This is a genomic window from Paenibacillus aceris (assembly GCF_017874035.1).
Classification (GTDB): Bacteria; Bacillota; Bacilli; order Paenibacillales; family NBRC-103111; genus Paenibacillus_E; species Paenibacillus_E aceris.
In genome coordinates, this window is record NZ_JAGGKV010000019.1 from 93306 (window position 1) to 110458 (window position 17153).

Below are 17153 nucleotides of genomic sequence, written 5' to 3' on the forward strand. Positions count from 1 at the left end.
TTATTTTCAACGAGTAAGTTTTTCTCGCCATGTTGCCGGCTTTACAGACATGTCTGCATCTTTAAGATTTTTTCGATTTCAAATTCAGTCAATGCATACAGAAGTTATGTATTTTCCCGGGCGATACGATCATTATTTATAAATCAATTTTAAAAAGTCTAACCGCATCTTCTGCTTTTAACTTATCCATCTCATCCAGCTTATCGATATATTTGAAAATTCTTTTACTGATTTCTATTTTATAATGACCATCTTTAACCATTTGGATCAGTTCCTTTACTTTATAGGTTTCAACGGTACAATTAAAAATAGACATCACTTTCCATTTCAACAGAGTTAGCCCGATTTCGCGAATTTTTTCCCAATCCTCATAGGAGCTTATCTTTTCACATAATAAATCGATAAAAGAAGCGACTCCTTCATTGATTTCCTCCATTTTATTGTCATATACAAACTCAATGGAGCCTACAGTTTCAAAACTATAGGCAATGGTCAACATCATGTCGTTTTTTATACGATGAAGCTCTTCTTTATTTAAAATAGATTCTAACCTGCAAAAGCTGTCATTTTCATAAAACCTATTTCTTATAAATTTAATAAATGTCTCAAAATCCTCCGCGTTATTTCCAAGCTCGATTTCAAACAATATTCTAAAAAACAAATTCCATTGAAAGTCATTATTTATGGAGTTTAAAATAACCATTCCAAATTGATTGGAAAAATCATCTTCAAAACGTACATCCCTTTCAAATTCGAGCTCGCTGTTAAAATTCACATCATTTTTGCTAATATCATTTAATCGATCCATTGTTTTAAGTATTGTTTTATTGTAATCTTCCAAATGCTCAGCATTGCTCGTTCTCAAAATATATTTCATGATGGCATCGCAGGATTTTTTAAAATCAACGCCGAAACCTATGCTATTCTGCAATTTCGATGCGTATATATCATTAATAATTTTCGAAAGTAAAACTTCTAATTGAGCTTTTCTCATCCTAGGGTCCAGACTTTTTGTACTATTAAACTGATTATAAATGATAAGGAGCTGATTATCGATCATGGCAAGATTTTTCTTAATCGATCCCATCAGTTCCTTTAAAAAACCATCCGCTATTCTATAGTTATTGTTTTTATATATGATTTTATGCTCCAGCTCACCCCAAAATATGTTAACCAATGATTTAATTTGAAGTTCAAATTTGAATGTTCTATTATTACTTTCATAAACACCATCTATTCTAAAGATTTCAAATCCATTTTTTTGTTCCTGAGGCTGCTTGCTGGCTAACTCCAATCTAATATTTTCATTTAATGCATTATAAAAATACCCGCCTGCATGTCTTTTGTTAAACAACTTTTTTAACATTTTATGAATATGCTCTTCATCTTCAATAAATCTGCATTCTACTCTTACTCCAACCAAGTCCGTAAGATTTAGAAGAATCTCTTCGCTTGTCTTATACTTTTTATAATAATTATTTCGGATTATTTTTTCCCTCAAGCTGGAAGAAGACTTGACCCTTGAACTCACCTTTAAATCTCTATCACGGTTGCTTTCCAGTAATTGCCGGAAACATACTTCTAATTCCTTCGCTGCATGTTGTAACTCATCATCTATTTTTTCTAAATATTGTATAGTTTCTTCAATAAAGTCGAATATTTTAAGTTCCATCATGCTACTCCTTTATGGCCATTTTGTTATCATTTATAAAATTGGTGAAATAAGTCTAATGATGAATTCCATCATTTTCTCAGTTAGCGGTCTATTTATTAACTCTTCTTTCATTACTTCTCTACAATCCTTAATATCCCCATGAAAGCGATTTTCAAAAACTTTTTGTAAATTTACTATTGTATATAAAATTATTCAATTAAAAGTTTAATTTAAAGCTTCTAATGTCCATGTTGACTGTATCAATACTGCAAACCGCACCATCCGCCATGATCGTTTTTGCATGAATAAATCCTTTTTCATATAAATATACCTTTATATTTACATTCAAATCTCCAAGGCATAAAATTAGCAGCCTAAGACATAAATTTATGATCTGATTTCCAAGGGATCATAATCCTTACATCCACACCGGATAAACCTGAAAATTTCAAAGCTTCTAGCACGTATCTTCCGGCACAAAATAAAGGGTTTGTAAAAACAACTAGATACACTGGCTTCTTTCTCTAATAGAGAGATTGTCCCATGATGATCACGTTCCACACCACTAATTGGTTTGGAATGTCTAAACATCGCTGGGCGACCATCACACTACAACCACAGCCTAATAATGAATGAATCGTTCATCTAGCATGATCACCTCGTCCACTCCCTGCTAAAAAAGCGTTCACCGGTTGAGTGAACGCCTAATTACTTCAAAACTTTATTGTCTACTTCAAAAACTTATTTGTCTCCCATTTTTTGTTCGATGACAAATAATAAACTTTACTCATATCGGGGTCTCTTTTTCATTAGATGCGAATTGCTTTCTTTTAATTATCCCAGGTCTAATCGCATCGTATAACTAAGCAGTACATGAATGGCTGCGTTTCTCGGGCGTCCGTACCGATATCCCACAAATTCTCAGTCAGCATTTGACATGAATGCTACCCGTTATTACAGCATGTTTGACCTTGACCTGTTCTTTTATCCGGTTATGTATTTTAGAGAGCACAACCGCGCCACCCTCCTTAGAAGAAAATCTTATAGAGTATAATCCAAAGCATTATAGACAAACAGATACCATTAAATAAACCATTAATAGTTGACCCTTCGCGTTCATCCATCATTATTCCCCCCAGATCACTGTATCTTGTCATACAATTCGTGAGAGAGAATTAGCTTGAGTCTGACGAAATTTAAGAAGTATTGTCGTCTCCACCTCTTAACTGCTGTTGTTGCTCAGCGATCCGCCTGCATGGCGGGTTCGCCGCGATCTGAGCCGAAGCACTTCCATAAACTGATACAAATACTTCTGAATCAGGTACTTTAAATATTAGTGGGAAAATTCATGTCGTAAAAAAAGATATAAATCTTCCGCAAACATAAAAAAACCTAGATAAATCAAGGTTTCCATAAAGTGAGTATTCATGTCATTAGACGTCTTTCAGCTTAGCCAAAACCGTCTCTATAGCTTCTATCACCCGCTCGATGACACTCGCTTTCCAGCTAACGTAGGCAGACTGAAAGAATAGAGCACTTCCCCCTGCCTATTAATGATCCCTGTATTAATCTTTGTACCGCCGATGTCCACGCCGGCGGCATAGGAAGATTGCACATCATACAAATACTTCTCCATCCCAATTTCACTCCCTACGGAATTAGCTTCCGCAGCGCCTCCACATATCTCGTCGTAATCAACTGCGGACGGGTGATCGCGCTTCCAACAACAACGTAGGTCGCTCCCGCTTCGAGCGCTTTCACTGCCTCCGCAGGAGTCCAAATCCGCCCCTCAGCTACGACGGGGATGTTCACCGCTTCGCTTAGCTGACGCACAAGCTCGAAATCCGGTCCTTCCAGCTGCGGACTGTACGGCGTATAGCCCGACAACGTTGTTCCGATATAGTCGGCACCGAGACGCTCGGCTGCCACCCCTTCCTCAAAGGTCGACACATCTGCCATCACGGCAGCGCCCGCTTGGTGTACATAAGCAATCAACTCGCAAGCGATGTCCAAGCGCCCTTCCCGATCCGTAACATCCAACGCTACGATGTCGGCTCCCGCATCAAGGATTGCCTTCACTTCATCCAGCGTCGGCGTAATGAAAATGTCCGACTCCGGGATATCCCTCTTAATTAAGCCGACAACCGGTACATCAACAGCTCCCTTGATGCTTCGAATATCGTGCACGCCGTTCGTTCGAATACCTATCGCGCCGGACATTTGTGCCGCAATGGCCATTTTTCGCATCGTATCTCCGCCATGCAGCGGTTCATGCTCCAGCGCTTGGCAGGACACGATCAGTCCTCGTTGGGAGAAGGTTCTTTTATGTGTATTCACCAAACCCATCCTTTCTGCTGCTGGTTGTCATACCATTTTTCGATGTAATGCCTCTTCTAATAGGCGCCAACCTTCTAGACAGTCAGATTTCGTAATCAATGGTTCAAAACCATAATTTAGATACATATTGATAGCTTGATAACTCGTGGTTTGCGTGGTTAAATAGGCTTTTTTATGATAGTGAGACAAGATTTGAAGAGCTGCGCTTAGCAACGGTTTCGCAAGTTTTTGGCCTTGATAATCCGGATGAACGGCCACCCAATGGATTCTTCCCCAGGCTTCCTCCCCCTGAAACGCACCATACCAGGCGGTTGTCGTTCCTATTACTTTGCCATCCTCGTTCTCAATAAATAAACAACGTGCTGACATGTCCTCCGGAAAAGAACCGAATTCTTTGTCAAAATGCTTCAGTCCGGCTGTCTTGTCTTCAAACTCGCCTACGCTTACTTCAATATCTGCCCAAATATGCTCTTCACCCGGCTTATAGTTTCTAACACGGTAATTGGGGGGAAATGCAAATGTCGGAATGTTGTTTAGATCTTGACGCACCATTGTTAGGGAAATTCTTTTCATACGACTCATCTCCTATAGGAATTCTATTTAACTGCTCCTAGTGGCATTCCTTTAACCAAATGTTTTTGAACCATTAATCCAAAAACCAACATGGGAATGAACGTTCCTGCAGCTGTAAGCGGCCCCCCTCCGTTCCTTGAAAAGTAATAAACGAGGTTACTGTAACTGGCAGTGTTTGGGTGTTTTTACCGCTCAAAATCAAACCGATGAGAAATTCGTTCCATATTCCAAGTATAGTAAGAATGAAAGTAGCTGCAATCCCCCTATGTGTAATGGGAAGCACAATTCTAGCAAATGGTGATAATTCCGAACAACCTTCCACTAAAGCTGCTTCCCGAATTTCTTTCGGAACCTCGTCAAAAAAGGTCAGCAGCATAAAAATAAAAAACACTGCCATTTTTCGTTTGGGCAGTGTTTTAAGTACTAACATATACATCGCCGACTTCATACAGTCGACTCCGAAATATAAGCCCAACCTATCATTGGTTGGGCTCTTTTACACGTATTTCATTGATCGTAAGATTGAATTTTCTGAGTAACTGTGCGAATGTTTGGCATTCGTCATCTGACCATTCTTTTAACACTTCCTTAAATCTGACCGACCTAGCCCTTTTATATTCATCTAATTCTTGTTTGCCCAATTCCGTTATTTGAAAGGTGTATGCTCTTCGATCTTGCGGATCAGGTATTCTGTACACATATTCCTTCTGCTCTAATGAAGCTGCTTGCCTGCTGACCGTGGAGATGTCCAAATGGAAGATATCCGCTAATGTTTTTACGCCAGCACCACCATGAGTCGATATTTGGTGTAACAAAAGATAAGCAGAGCGATCGATATTACCGAATTTTTTATCTGATGACAAGGACGTGAGACGTCGAACAAAAATGGCCATTTCTAGTTCTATGATCTCCAATGAATCTAATTTCATACTTTTTCACCTCATTAGATATATGAACCATGGTAACATACCCCGCTCTAATTTTGAATAAGAAAAGGGACTAGAATTGTTTATTGACAACACGACTTAAAGTTGTATAATACAATAATGTAGTTTCATGATACAACTTGTTTTTGGAGGAGTCAACGTCAATTGTTCAAGTCTCTTTTTATGTCACTGAACGTGAGTGGATCATGGCAGGAGTGGCCTTCCTGTTTCCATGATGGCAAGGCAATTTTTAGTTCAGATTTTATCTGAAATGAGGTGTGAGGATGTATCTCGAGACGAACATCGCAAAGCTTTTGAGACAATTGACGCGATATCATAAAGAGTCACTAGCGAAAAGGATTAATTGTATGGGTTTAACACCTCCCCAATTCATGACGTTGTGTCAAATTAAGAAGGAGCCCAAGACGATTGGACAGATTGTCGAAGCCGTTGATTTATCCTATAGTACCGTTTCGGGGATCATCGATCGGCTTGAACGCGATGGATGGATTGAACGTGTGAAGGACGAAGTGGACCGCCGCGTGACTTGGATTTATATGTCGGAGAAAATGCAAGCAAAGTTTGAGGGAAATTCTTTTTTTCAAGAATCTAATTATTCTAAATTTCTAAATGGATTCTCAGAAGAAGAATTAATAACAATCCATAGTTCTTTCGATTTGATTACAAGACATTTGGAAAAGAAGGTTGAGGAGAAATCATGAAGCGTAAAGTAATGTTGTACGTCATATTGACTGCTTTGGTCGTCGTCGGCGGAGGAATCGGGGGTTATTTTTGGTATGAAGGCCAAAACTTTCTATCTACAGATGATTCCAGACTTGCCGGAGACATCTATAAAGTAATGCCGCGAATTACCGGAAAAGTGACATCGTTGCAGGTTAACGAAGGGGATCACGTTCTTGCCGATCAGATTATCGGACAGCAAGACAACAATAATTTGCCTACAAGCAGCCTCGATCAAGCGGCACTGCGGTCACCAATAGAAGGAACTGTCATTAAAACATTGGTTAAAGCCGGAGAAGTCTCCTCACCGGGTCAAACCGTCGCGATGGTCGTAGATACGAACAAATTGTATGTGTCGGCCAATGTGGAGGAAACACAGATTCATAAGGTTAAGGAAGGCGAAACGGTAGAAATCAGTTTGGACAATTTTCCAGGCAAAGTGTTGTTAGGCAAAGTGAAAGAAATTAGTAAGGCCACTGCGTCGACTTTTTCGCTGTTACCTTCTACCAATACCAGCGGGAATTTTACGAAAGTAACCCAACGTATCCCTATCAAAATTTCGATCGATGACAACCAAGGACTTGATTTATCGCCTGGTATAAGCACTTCGATCAAAATTCATTTGAAGGGCAACTAAAAAAAGAGGAGTTAGTCGACGATGAGTAAACGAAAACAATTAATCGTTCCAGCGATTCTCATATTTGCAGCCATTGCTATCCTTCCTGGATGTGGCGCCAAAGTTTCAGGACAAGCGGATTCCAGTTCCACAGCAGTCCCGGTCCATGTCATTAAACTGGGACAACCTGCTTCTGCAGGCTTAAGCGGTAAAGTCATTCCCGATCAGGATATTAAAATTGTATCCAAAGTAGCTGGTAAAGTTGCCAGCGTAAATGTGCAAGAAGGCAGTAAAGTCAAACAAGGCGATGTGTTGGTTCAACTGGAAACAGGCGATCTGACGCAACAAGTGAAACAAGCCGAATCTGCCCTCCTTGCGGCGCAAGCGAAACTGGTCGATACGAAAGCCGGTGCCCGTTCGCAGGAAATTCAGGGACTTCAAAGCGCAGTCAGCGCTGCTCAAGGAGCCTATCAACAAGCAACCGCGGCCATGGATCAAGCCAAAGCAGGATTTGATCTCGCTACAAGCACTTATAATCGTTTAAGAAATTCATACGACAGTAATTCCGGTGTGACTCAAGAAGATTTGGATAAAGGTACGCTTGATTATGAGAAGGCGAAAGCTGCCTCTGAACAAGCACAAGGTGCGCAAAAAGCGGCTGAAGCACAGCTGCAAGGCGCAGAAGCTAAGCTGCAATTGGCCAAAGTCGGGCCAACGGATAACACCATTTCAGCGCTTCAGGCCGATGTTGACCGTTTGAACGCAGGATTAGAGCTTGCGAACAGCGGCTTGAGCAATGCCACGATTACCGCGCCGATAGACGGTCTTATTGTCAAAAAAAGCATTTCGGTGGGTGAGCTTGCTCAACCCGGCGTGCAGGTCCTCTCTCTTGTGAATATGGATCAAGTCCAAGTGGAACTCAGTGTATCCGATAGCCAAATCACACAAGTAAAGGCTGGCATGCAGGTAGACGTTGCGATACAAAACTTGCCGAATCAAACCTTTAAAGGTGAAATATCTTTCGTAAGTCCAGTTGCTAATGCGAATAGCAATACATTCCCTGTCAAAGTGAAAGTGGACAATAAAGATGGTTTGCTGTTTGCAGGAATGGTGGCAGAAGTAAAAATGAATGCAGCTCAAGAGAGCCGTTTGGAAGTTCCTAAAACCGCGATTATTAAAAAGGATCAAAAAGAGTATCTATTCACAGCAAACGACGATACAGCCCACCTCGTTGAAGTAAAAACGGAGGAAAAAAACCAAGACTGGTTGTACGTGCTGCCTAACGATAAATTAAAAGCTAATGAACAAATTGTCGTGAATCCTACAGATAAGATTGCTGAAGGCACGAAGGTAAAAGCCGAATAGGAGGCGCAGCTATGGCCGATGCATCGGCAGTAAAACAACAAGAATCAGAAGGCTCCGGCAAAATGTGGCTGTCGCTTATCGCCATCGTCATGGGTACCTTTGTTGCCGTTTTGAACAGCAGCTTAATGAATGTAGCCATGAACAAGTTCGTTGCCGTATTCGGCTCGGATATCAATACGATGCAGTGGGTCATTACAGGATATACCTTGGCATCTGCGATGGTAATTCCGATGAGCGGCTTTCTCGGAGCCAAGTTCGGAAATAAAAATATATTTATTTACTCTGTAGCCGGGTTTACCTTATTTTCCGTAGTTTGCGGTCTGGCTTGGAGCTCTAGTACAATGATCTTGTTCCGAATCATTCAAGGTTTTGCCGGCGGATTTATTATGCCAATCGGGATGTCAATTATTTATACCACGTTTCCCCGGGAGAAAACCGGTACGGCGATTGGCTTGTGGGGGGTTGCAGCGATGTGTGCCCCTGCACTCGGGCCAACGTTCGGTGGATATCTGATCCAAAATTACAGCTGGAGATTGCTCTTTTTCATTAATGTACCTATTGGAATTCTTGCCGTCATACTCGGAAAGGTCCTGCTGAAAGAATCTCCAAGAAGAGAAGGATTGAAATTTGACTTAACCGGGGCTATTCTATCCATGCTCTTCTTTGGAAGCTTGCTACTAGCCCTAAGTAAAGGGCAGCAGCAAGGATGGACTTCTTTATTCATCATTAGCCTGCTGTTTATTGCTTTCTTCAGCTTGCTGCTGCTGATCTGGGTAGAACTCGGAGTTGAGCAGCCTGTGCTTGACTTGAAGCTTTTTAAAAATTTAAAATTTGCCATTAGCGTTATTGCGGGCAGTTTAGTTATGATGGGTATGATGGGCGGTACGTTTTTGACCCCGTTATATTTGCAAAATATTCAAGGGCTCTCCGCGATGCAGACAGGCCTTGTGATGATGCCTCAGTCCATCGCAATGGCGCTTATGATGCCGATTAGTGGAAAACTGGCAGATAAATTCGGGATTGTTCCTTTATGTATCACAGGTCTTACAATTCTGGGTGTCACTACGTTGGATCTCCACCATCTGACGACGGATACGCCTAATCATTGGCTAAATACGATACTTACGATCCGCGGTATTGGAATCGGGCTTTGTATGATGCCACTAACCACTGCAGGAATGCGTGCGGTAGCTCCTCAGCAGGTCGGTAACGCCTCGCCGCTATCCAACGTAGTTCGTCAGGTTGCTGGCTCCCTGGGGATTGCGATCTTTACGGCGCTCATGAGCAACCGTCAAATTACTCACTATCAACACATCAGCGACAGTGTACCGGTTGATTCAGTTTCAGCAAATAATACGGTATCCATGCTTTCAGGCTCCATTTATTCATGGTCGGTCGATATGGCAACAGCCTCAGGAACAGCGGCTACTTATCTAGCCGGAATCATGCAAAAAGAATCGTTGGTCAGGTCAATCGCTGACACTTTTTATATTTCTGCGATTCCTGCTTTTATATGTATCCCTTTCGTCCTTTTCTTTATCCAGAGAAAAAAAGCGCCAACCGAGGTCAAAAAGTAAATTTTTATACATCCAGTTTTATATCCAGCTTTTGAGAGGAGTACGAAAATGAAGAAAAGTTTATCAGTTATTATGAGCTCAGCTATGGCCCTTACTTTGTTTTCATCTGTAGCTCTAGGTGCGGCTGCCCCTAAATCCTCCGCGGATTTCAGTGATTTAAATCAGCTTGATGCGGCAACCAAATCTAAATTTGATGCGATGATTGCCGCAGGTATTTTTGATGGAGTGAGTAATGGCGTGTTTGGTCTTCATGATCAAATGAACCGTGCACAATTTGCCAAAGTAGCTGCTTTAATCTTCGGATTGAAAGTAGATTCTTCTTTGCAAGTATCTAGCTTCAGCGATGTGAGCAGCTCAGATCCGGCTAACGGCTATGCCTTACCCTACATCGAAGCGCTGAAAGCCGCTAACCTTACCGATGGCTTTGGTCAAGGCACTTATAACCCGGCAGGTGAAGTAACGAAAGAACAGCTGGCCGCATTCCTGATTCGGGGCTTGAATAAAGATGCTCAAGCTAAAGGGACTACAGGGGTTAATGATAGCACCGTCTCGAGTTGGGCAAAGGGCTATGCTGCGCTTGCTATTCAATTGAACTTGCTAGGGAACCAGGCTGATGGTACTTTCGGTGGGATCGTACCTGCCACACGCGATCTGCTGGTTACTTCCTCTTATGCAGCGAAGCAGCAATTTGCATCTAATGGAGGAAATACTTCCACTTCCGGTCAACATGCGGAAATCCATGTAGATGATATGAAAACCTACGGTCTCCCAGGTGGTTCACAGGCTCAAATCAAAAGTATCCTACAGGAAAAAACAACAGACGGTTGGAGAATTGGGACTGTTGTTAAGCTGATCAATTCGTCCAATTCGACGATACGGATTCCCGACTATGAACTCCGTGCCAAAACGGCAGACGGCACGAATTATACGCTAGTGCCGAGCGCAAGCAACGCTCGTTCGATTTTGCCGCAGAGCGATGTGACTCTTAGCTATATGACCGATATCAATGTAAAGTCGGAAGTTAATTTAACAGATATCCTTTGGATCGATGTTGATCAAAAAGTGTATCCTAAGCAGGAAACGCTGCTTGCGGACTCTCCCGTTGATTCGATTGTATGGCGCGGTAAAGATGCTGTCATTAATGACCCTGCCCTCTTGGGAGATTGGGGAGCTACCTTCTCCGTTCCAGGCGTGACCTCATCTCTGAAGTATTCAGCTACGAGTATGTCCAAGCAGTTCACTGGGCAATCGCCAACTTATATCGTGCAGGTTAAGGTTCAAAATTCAGGAAGTTATGCTGAAACCGTTCCAGATTTTACACTCAGCGGAAAATCGGACGGCCAATCTTTTATTGGCAAAAGAATTGAAGAGTCCCCAATAAGTCTCAATGCTGGGGAGCAGAAATATATTCACTTTGCGATCACGACCGATACGAATACGCAATTGAATGCCTTCTATGTTCTTACGCCTGAAAACTACTTGAAACAAGGACAGACAACACCGATTCAATACTATACCGGACGCATCGGATTCGGACTTCCGGCTAATGGTGGAACAGATACAAGCACAACTCCAGCTGGAGGCAATTATACCTTTGGTACCCCGATGGTATTCCAGCAAGGGAATGAGTTTATCAATCCAAATCTGGCTGTATCACTGGAAGAATTGCATGTAACGAATAACGAAGAGACTGGAAATAAGACGGGTCTGGCTAAGTTCAAACTGATCAATAAAGGCGATAAGCCTATTCCAGTACCGACTTTTGCCGCGGAATTAGCAGGTAAAGATGGTCACACCTATACAGGAAGCCGACAAACAATGGGTGCTTCAGATATTGCTCCCGGAACAGGAGTCGTAGTTAGCTATGGCTATACCATTCCATCCACTGACCAAAGTGATCAGTATAAATTAAATGTGCAAGGAGTCCTTTCAGGAGCTGCACAAGGACAATCGGCTAGTGATTCTTCTGCCTATAAATCTACGATTGCCAGCTACAATGTCAGCACGCAAAGCGACAATGATCATAACAATATTTCCTTATACCCATTCAAGTTGAACATCAAAAGCTGGACATTATCTCAGCTGACTATGACAACTCCGTCCTTATCATATACGTACAAATTAAATCTGGATATGGATATTACGCGTGATCCTGAGGTCATCGTAGATAATAACTTCTCCAAATTGAAATTTGAATTGGTGGATGGTTCTGGAAGTTCATTGGGCTCGAGTTCCTTCCCTTTCACCGGAACTAATCGCTTAGTGAGCGGTACCCAATTGCTGAGCTTCAACAATCTTACCCAAAACCAAGTTCAGAACAATGTGTCCATCAGGGTCTACGAAACGGTGAATACACCAAATGGCGAAGTAGACAGATTCATTGCAGAATTAAAATAATCAAGTGATAAAATGACAATAAAAAACGGAGCCCGCTAACTCGCGCGGCTCCGTTTTTTATTGTTAGAATTACATATCCGTCTCAAGCAGATTCAGGATCACCTGCGCCGCTTCCACACGTACGGCGTCAGATTGCGGGTCGAATTGACCTCCGCTTCTTCCCTGCATCAATTTCATCGCAGAAGCTTTGTTTACGGCTTCTTGCGCCCATACTGAAACGTTCGCTGTGTCCGTATAACTCTGCTGTGTACTATTTGCGCTAACGGATTTCCCGTTCTTATACTCGTAGGCTCTTACAAGCAAAACTGCCATCTGCTCACGAGTCAGTTGTGCGTTCGGGGCGAACGTGCTGTCGGTTAACCCGGTGATCAACCCGGCCGCATTGGCTGCCGCCACATCACCAGCGTACCAGTCATTGGAAGAAACATCGGTAAAGGTTGAGGTCTTGCTTTGCGGCTGCAATCCCAGTGCTTTCACAAGAAGTGAAGTGAACTCCGCTCGTGTCGTTAAGCCATTCGGGTTAAACTCGCTCTCGGTCACACCGCCCACGATATGCTTTGCGGAAAGCGTCTGCAAAGTTTCATGCGCCCAATGATCGGCCGGTACATCCTTGTACTCTTTGTTGTATTCCAATACCGCATATTTGCTCAAATGAGAAAGCTTGACGTTAATGGTGTTCGCTTCTTTATCAACCTTGCCGCCAATGTATTCCCATTCATTTGTTTGTTCGTTCAGATAATAGATGCCAAGCAGCTTCTTATTCTTATCAGCCATTTCGAGAGGTAAAGAGAGCATTAAGCCTTCTGTAAACTTGGTCAGTTTCACCTCGGTGCTGTCCGCTTTTTTCAACGTGATACTGAATTCGTAAACCTGCCCTGCTATTCTCACTTTTGCGGAGTGATCGGCAGCCGGCGCAGCCCCTGCACCCGTGTCAGCAACAGGGACCATTTGCACCTGTACGGAGGCACCATCCACATTTCCAGCTTGCTGCTTTAAGCTGTCCAAGGTGCTTTTGCCGATGGTAATCGCCACTTGCCCGTTCTTAATCTGGAGTCCGTTTCCAGTCAATTGTGATAACGGAACTTCGGCTTTCGTCTGCCCCTTGTCCAACTCTACGATAACTATTTCCTTCTCTTTGCCTTTGTCTTTGTCTTTGTCTTTGTCTTTGTCTTTGTCTTTGTCTTTGTCTTTGTCTTTGTCTTTGTTGTTGTCGGACCCCCCGTCCGAACTTTGGACAAATACCCTCACACCCACCGTAGAACCGTCTGCCTGAAATTCTTTCCCGAAAGCGTCACCTAAGCTGACCGAGCTTGCCGTAATTGTGCCGGATGCGGTCTGTGACAGCTGCTTAGAAGTGAATTCCAGTTCGACGACATCTGTACTGCCCGTCACCGGATGTTCAGCTCCTTCGCTTGCCACTAAGAGACGGAGTTGCCCCGGCATATTGTTCTCGGAAGCGATAATCGTTACGCCATCAATGAGCGAATTAGCTTTTACAAACGTATACAAATCTGCGTTATATTGAAACTTTAAATCCTGAGCGTACGCGGGGCTCTTCACATTGGCAAGCCCGAATACAACCTTGAAGCTTTGACTTGGCTGCACAGAGGAAGGTCCGGATAAGGCCGACAGCAGAGTGTCGTTTGTTTGTTTCGCAACTGTCACATTCGCATCCAAATTAGCCGCCGCGCTTGCCAAAGCGGCGCTCGGTACGAAAGAACCGCAGGTTAACAGGGTAGACAAACTAATCACAAGTAATTTCCGTCTCATGAATTCATTCCATCCTTTCGGTAGTTAACTCTCATATTACGATAGTACTACCAAATTCAAGAAAAATCGACATATAATTTGAGACTTAAGCAATGTTTTTCGCGTTTTTATGACATCAAGGCATAATTCGAATGTCCTGGTCGTTGGATGATTTAAACCAGTAGGGGGATAATATTCACAAATCATGTTGAAGATCAAGATATTCGCGGGCTGCTTCGCGCTAGGTTTTTCACAAAATCATGTGGATAAGGTCGCTCAACTATTTGCCAATGAGAAGTATCCGGTTCCTCAAGGCTTTACTGATAAAGATGTAAATTTAACGGCTCCAAGACTGTATAGCGATAAGTTAATACTCTATTATATGTTAAACATGGCGAAGCTCGGGTTATTCGCTTACAGCACTGGGCTTACTTTTTCAGAGAGAGCAGATATCATAGAATTAATTTCGACTTGCTTGATGGAATCAAAAGAGCTGCATAACAATGCCAAAATGATGGCGCAGAAAAAAGGCGTCTATATCCATTGTCCTATTATACCTACGCCTAGCAGCGTGGAATTCGTTCATAAACAGAGCTTTTTAGGTGGTTTATTTTCGGAGAAACGGCCACTAATCGCAAATGAAATCGCCAATCTTACGTATAACGTTGAACGCAATGTTTTAGGAAAATCGCTTATTATTAGTTTTAGCCAGGTTGCTAAAATAGAAGCGGTGCGCAAATACTTTGTGCGCGGCAGGGAAATCGCACAAAACAAATTGATGTTTTTAGTATGCTGCTAAGAGAAAGTTTCTTACCATCACCGATGACATTAGAAGCCGATGTCACTGATTCTAAAATACCACCGTTTTCGGACAAACTCATGATGGTCCAAATTACGAGTTTAGTCGCTTCAGGAATTGGACAATATGGTGCTTCTCTGTCGCAAAGTCCTCGAGCTGATTTAGCATCTACTTATACGCGGTTATCTGCTAAACTTGGGAATTATGGCGGCGGATGTAGCAGAAATTCTTATAGATCACGGATGGATGGAAAAGCCGCCACATGCAGCAAATAGGGAAGCTCTGGCAAATTTGTGCTGGTTTAGTTTCACGCGAGACGAATCCCATTCGATAAAATGAAAAAGGAGCTAAGCGGCTTTACCTGCTTATCTCCTTTTTTGGGGCATCCACTGCTGTGCTCTTGAGAAAGATCGGGAACTACAGGACGCTATTTGTGCTCGATGGGCTGTTTTCACGTTGTTAACGGAACTACAGTCGCTTATTTGCCCAAGCAGCCTTCACATCGCTTAAAATCGGCAGAATAGCGGAACAAGGTTCCCACTTATTCATCAAATCACTGACATTGGGGCAAATATCGAACTCTTGTTCTCATTAGCAACAGGTGGTCATCCCTAGCCTTTGGAGACAGCACCCTTTTATCTTTATCCACAGGGCTTAAACGCTGTTTTCAAAATAATTAAGGCGTAGGTACCCTGCTGCCATTCAAATCAAATTCAAATACCGAACGTATTACCGCCGTTTACCGAAAGGCACTGCCCTGTAATAAACGCAGACTCTGACGAAGCTAAGAAAACAACAGCATTTGCGATATCCGCAGGCTCGCCGACCCGCCCAAGGGGCACACCGGCGCTATAGCCTTCCGTACTAACGCCCTCATGCCTCTCCACAGGTATCCATCCCGGTGCAATCAGATTCACCCTAATACCATGTGGACCCAGCTCACTGGCCCAAGATCGCGTCATTCCCACCATGGCTGACTTGGCCGTCACGTAGCTGGAGAAATTCGCATTCCCGATTTGAACCACCTCGCTGCCAATGTGAATGATGCTGCCTTCTCCCTTAAGCTTCATACTTGGGAGCACCGCTTTTGCAAGCAGCAGGGGCGCCTTCACGAAAAATTCCAGCTGATCCATGTAAGTCTGCCATGAACTCTCTTCAATCGATAGCATCGGCTGCGGGCCTGTCGCATTATTGACCAGAATATCAATACTCCTGCCAAAATGCTGCTCCACGCGCCCGTTGAGATCGGCCACTTCTGCCTCGTTTGTGATATCAGCGCGAAAAGCAATCGCGCTGCCGCCCGCGGTAGTGATAAGGCGAACCGTTTCCTCCGCATCCTGTACGTTATTCGCGTAATTGACAGCGACGTCGGCCCCTGCTGCCGCAAGTGCAGCTGCGATATGCCGCCCTAGTCCGCGGGAAGCACCGGTAACAAGCGCGATCTTCCCCTCCAGCCTTGTTGATGAATTCAATGGGTCCACCTCTTCCTAAGTAGCACTCTTATTTATAGACACTGTTGCCAGCATCCTGATTGTACAGCTCCTTCAATGGTACCATAGATTCTGAGGGAACATAATATTTAAACGGGTTCTCATCTATGACGCCCAGAAGCTGATTCCGATAAGGTGAAGCGTTTTCCAGGAGCCGGTCAGACGCCGTTCGATAATCAATAGGTCTTAGCCAAATCGGACTATAACCGAGGAACAGCTGCCGGCGTGTAAATTCCGAGCGATTAGGCGCTCCGGCATGCCACAGGTTTTGCGGGAAAATAAACACATCACCCGGTTTGCCGCATACTTGCACTTCCCCTGCCACCTGCCCTTGCACATCCTGACTTTCTGGATGAAACACCTTATTATGTGATCCAGGGATAATTTTCGTATTACCGCGGTCCGGTTGGGTCATATCGCTCAGAATATAGCAAGTTTTAATGTAATAGGTAGAGGTAATGCCATTTTGCTTCGGAAACTGTGGATGCGGCCCGTCTTGATGCCAGTTGATGAAACTGTGCGACTCGGTTTTCACATCGTTCGGATTCGGTTTACGAATGGTTAAATGTGAGATGTGCAGTTGAATGTTATAGCCAAGCAGATTAACCATTAGAGGAAGCAGAGTGGGCTCATCGATAAGTGAAGCAATCTCATCGTCACGCTCTATACTGTTATAAATGTTATATGCTAATGATTCCGGTTCTTCGGAGACGATTCGGTCAATCGCGGCATTCAATCGATTAACTTTATCTTCCGATAGAACGCCCGGCAGGATCAAATAACCGTTCTCGTTAAATTGTTGAATCAGTGCAGGAATATCCAGTTTTGTTTGTGTCATGTGAATACACTCCTCTTTTTAATTTAATGGTCATTCTCTTGTTTTACACGTGTAAATATTGCTTTTAAAGGAAAAGGAAGCCCCTTTCTCC

At 43.2% G+C, this 17153-nt stretch carries 15 protein-coding genes and 1 pseudogene; 6 read left to right on the top strand and 10 right to left on the bottom strand.

The window, feature by feature from the left end; genetic code table 11:
• Positions 1–136: 136 nt before the first annotated feature.
• The 7 genes from J2Z65_RS26565 to J2Z65_RS26590 all read right to left on the bottom strand — a co-directional run bounded on the left by J2Z65_RS26565 (position 137) and on the right by J2Z65_RS26590 (position 5493).
• Positions 137–1675: a nucleotidyltransferase family protein gene (locus J2Z65_RS26565; protein WP_167052270.1), complete on the bottom strand. Its 1539-nt coding sequence runs from the start codon at positions 1673–1675 to the stop codon at positions 137–139.
• A gap of 196 nt (positions 1676–1871) precedes the next feature.
• The gene (locus tag J2Z65_RS36315; RefSeq protein WP_476739241.1) at positions 1872–2003 is read right to left on the bottom strand and encodes a phospholipase D-like domain-containing protein; all 132 of its coding nucleotides are present in this window, start codon (positions 2001–2003) and stop codon (positions 1872–1874) included.
• Positions 2004–3131: 1128 nt separating this feature from the next.
• On the bottom strand, positions 3132–3290 hold the full coding sequence (locus J2Z65_RS26570; protein ID WP_167052272.1) for a hypothetical protein: 159 nt from the start codon (positions 3288–3290) through the stop codon (positions 3132–3134).
• A 14-nt stretch (positions 3291–3304) separates the two neighbouring features.
• A complete protein-coding gene (locus tag J2Z65_RS26575) occupies positions 3305–3991 on the bottom strand; it encodes an N-acetylmannosamine-6-phosphate 2-epimerase (RefSeq protein ID WP_338111543.1) in 687 nt (228 codons plus the stop codon).
• Between the two features lie 27 nt (positions 3992–4018).
• A complete protein-coding gene (locus J2Z65_RS26580) occupies positions 4019–4564 on the bottom strand; it encodes a GNAT family N-acetyltransferase (RefSeq protein WP_167052276.1) in 546 nt (181 codons plus the stop codon).
• A gap of 73 nt (positions 4565–4637) precedes the next feature.
• Complete coding sequence (locus J2Z65_RS26585; RefSeq protein ID WP_205300868.1) at positions 4638–5012, bottom strand: ABC transporter permease subunit; 375 nt, start codon at positions 5010–5012, stop codon at positions 4638–4640.
• Positions 5013–5043: 31 nt separating this feature from the next.
• Positions 5044–5493, bottom strand: a complete 450-nt coding sequence (locus J2Z65_RS26590) for a MarR family winged helix-turn-helix transcriptional regulator (RefSeq protein ID WP_167052278.1) — start codon at positions 5491–5493, stop codon at positions 5044–5046.
• Between the two features lie 365 nt (positions 5494–5858).
• On the opposite strand from J2Z65_RS26590, the gene J2Z65_RS26595 reads away from it, so the two are divergent.
• From J2Z65_RS26595 to J2Z65_RS26615, 5 genes are read left to right on the top strand one after another with little or no spacing between them, the layout of a single operon-like run.
• Entirely contained in the window at positions 5859–6212 is a 354-nt protein-coding gene (locus J2Z65_RS26595; protein ID WP_167052279.1) for a MarR family winged helix-turn-helix transcriptional regulator, read from the top strand.
• Positions 6209–6868, top strand: coding sequence for an HlyD family secretion protein (locus J2Z65_RS26600; protein ID WP_167052281.1), 660 nt, complete (start codon positions 6209–6211; stop codon positions 6866–6868). The genes J2Z65_RS26595 and J2Z65_RS26600 overlap by 4 nt, the downstream gene beginning before the upstream one ends.
• 21 nt (positions 6869–6889) lie before the next feature.
• On the top strand, positions 6890–8212 hold the full coding sequence (locus J2Z65_RS26605; protein WP_167052283.1) for an efflux RND transporter periplasmic adaptor subunit: 1323 nt from the start codon (positions 6890–6892) through the stop codon (positions 8210–8212).
• 11 nt (positions 8213–8223) lie between these two features.
• Positions 8224–9789: a DHA2 family efflux MFS transporter permease subunit gene (locus J2Z65_RS26610; protein ID WP_167052285.1), complete on the top strand. Its 1566-nt coding sequence runs from the start codon at positions 8224–8226 to the stop codon at positions 9787–9789.
• 48 nt (positions 9790–9837) lie between these two features.
• Complete coding sequence (locus J2Z65_RS26615; protein ID WP_167052287.1) at positions 9838–12186, top strand: S-layer homology domain-containing protein; 2349 nt, start codon at positions 9838–9840, stop codon at positions 12184–12186.
• Positions 12187–12255: 69 nt separating this feature from the next.
• Here J2Z65_RS26615 and J2Z65_RS26620 read toward each other — a convergent pair whose 3' ends face one another.
• Complete coding sequence (locus J2Z65_RS26620; RefSeq protein ID WP_167052289.1) at positions 12256–13956, bottom strand: S-layer homology domain-containing protein; 1701 nt, start codon at positions 13954–13956, stop codon at positions 12256–12258.
• Positions 13957–14140: 184 nt separating this feature from the next.
• Between J2Z65_RS26620 and J2Z65_RS26625 the strand changes: the two are divergent.
• A pseudogene (locus J2Z65_RS26625) lies at positions 14141–15009 on the top strand (DUF3231 family protein).
• Between the two features lie 438 nt (positions 15010–15447).
• Here J2Z65_RS26625 and J2Z65_RS26635 read toward each other — a convergent pair.
• Together J2Z65_RS26635 and J2Z65_RS26640 are read right to left on the bottom strand one after the other, a co-directional pair.
• Complete coding sequence (locus J2Z65_RS26635; RefSeq protein WP_167052295.1) at positions 15448–16206, bottom strand: SDR family oxidoreductase; 759 nt, start codon at positions 16204–16206, stop codon at positions 15448–15450.
• Between the two features lie 28 nt (positions 16207–16234).
• Complete coding sequence (locus J2Z65_RS26640; RefSeq protein WP_167052297.1) at positions 16235–17062, bottom strand: phytanoyl-CoA dioxygenase family protein; 828 nt, start codon at positions 17060–17062, stop codon at positions 16235–16237.
• Between the last annotated feature and the right edge of the window lie 91 nt (positions 17063–17153).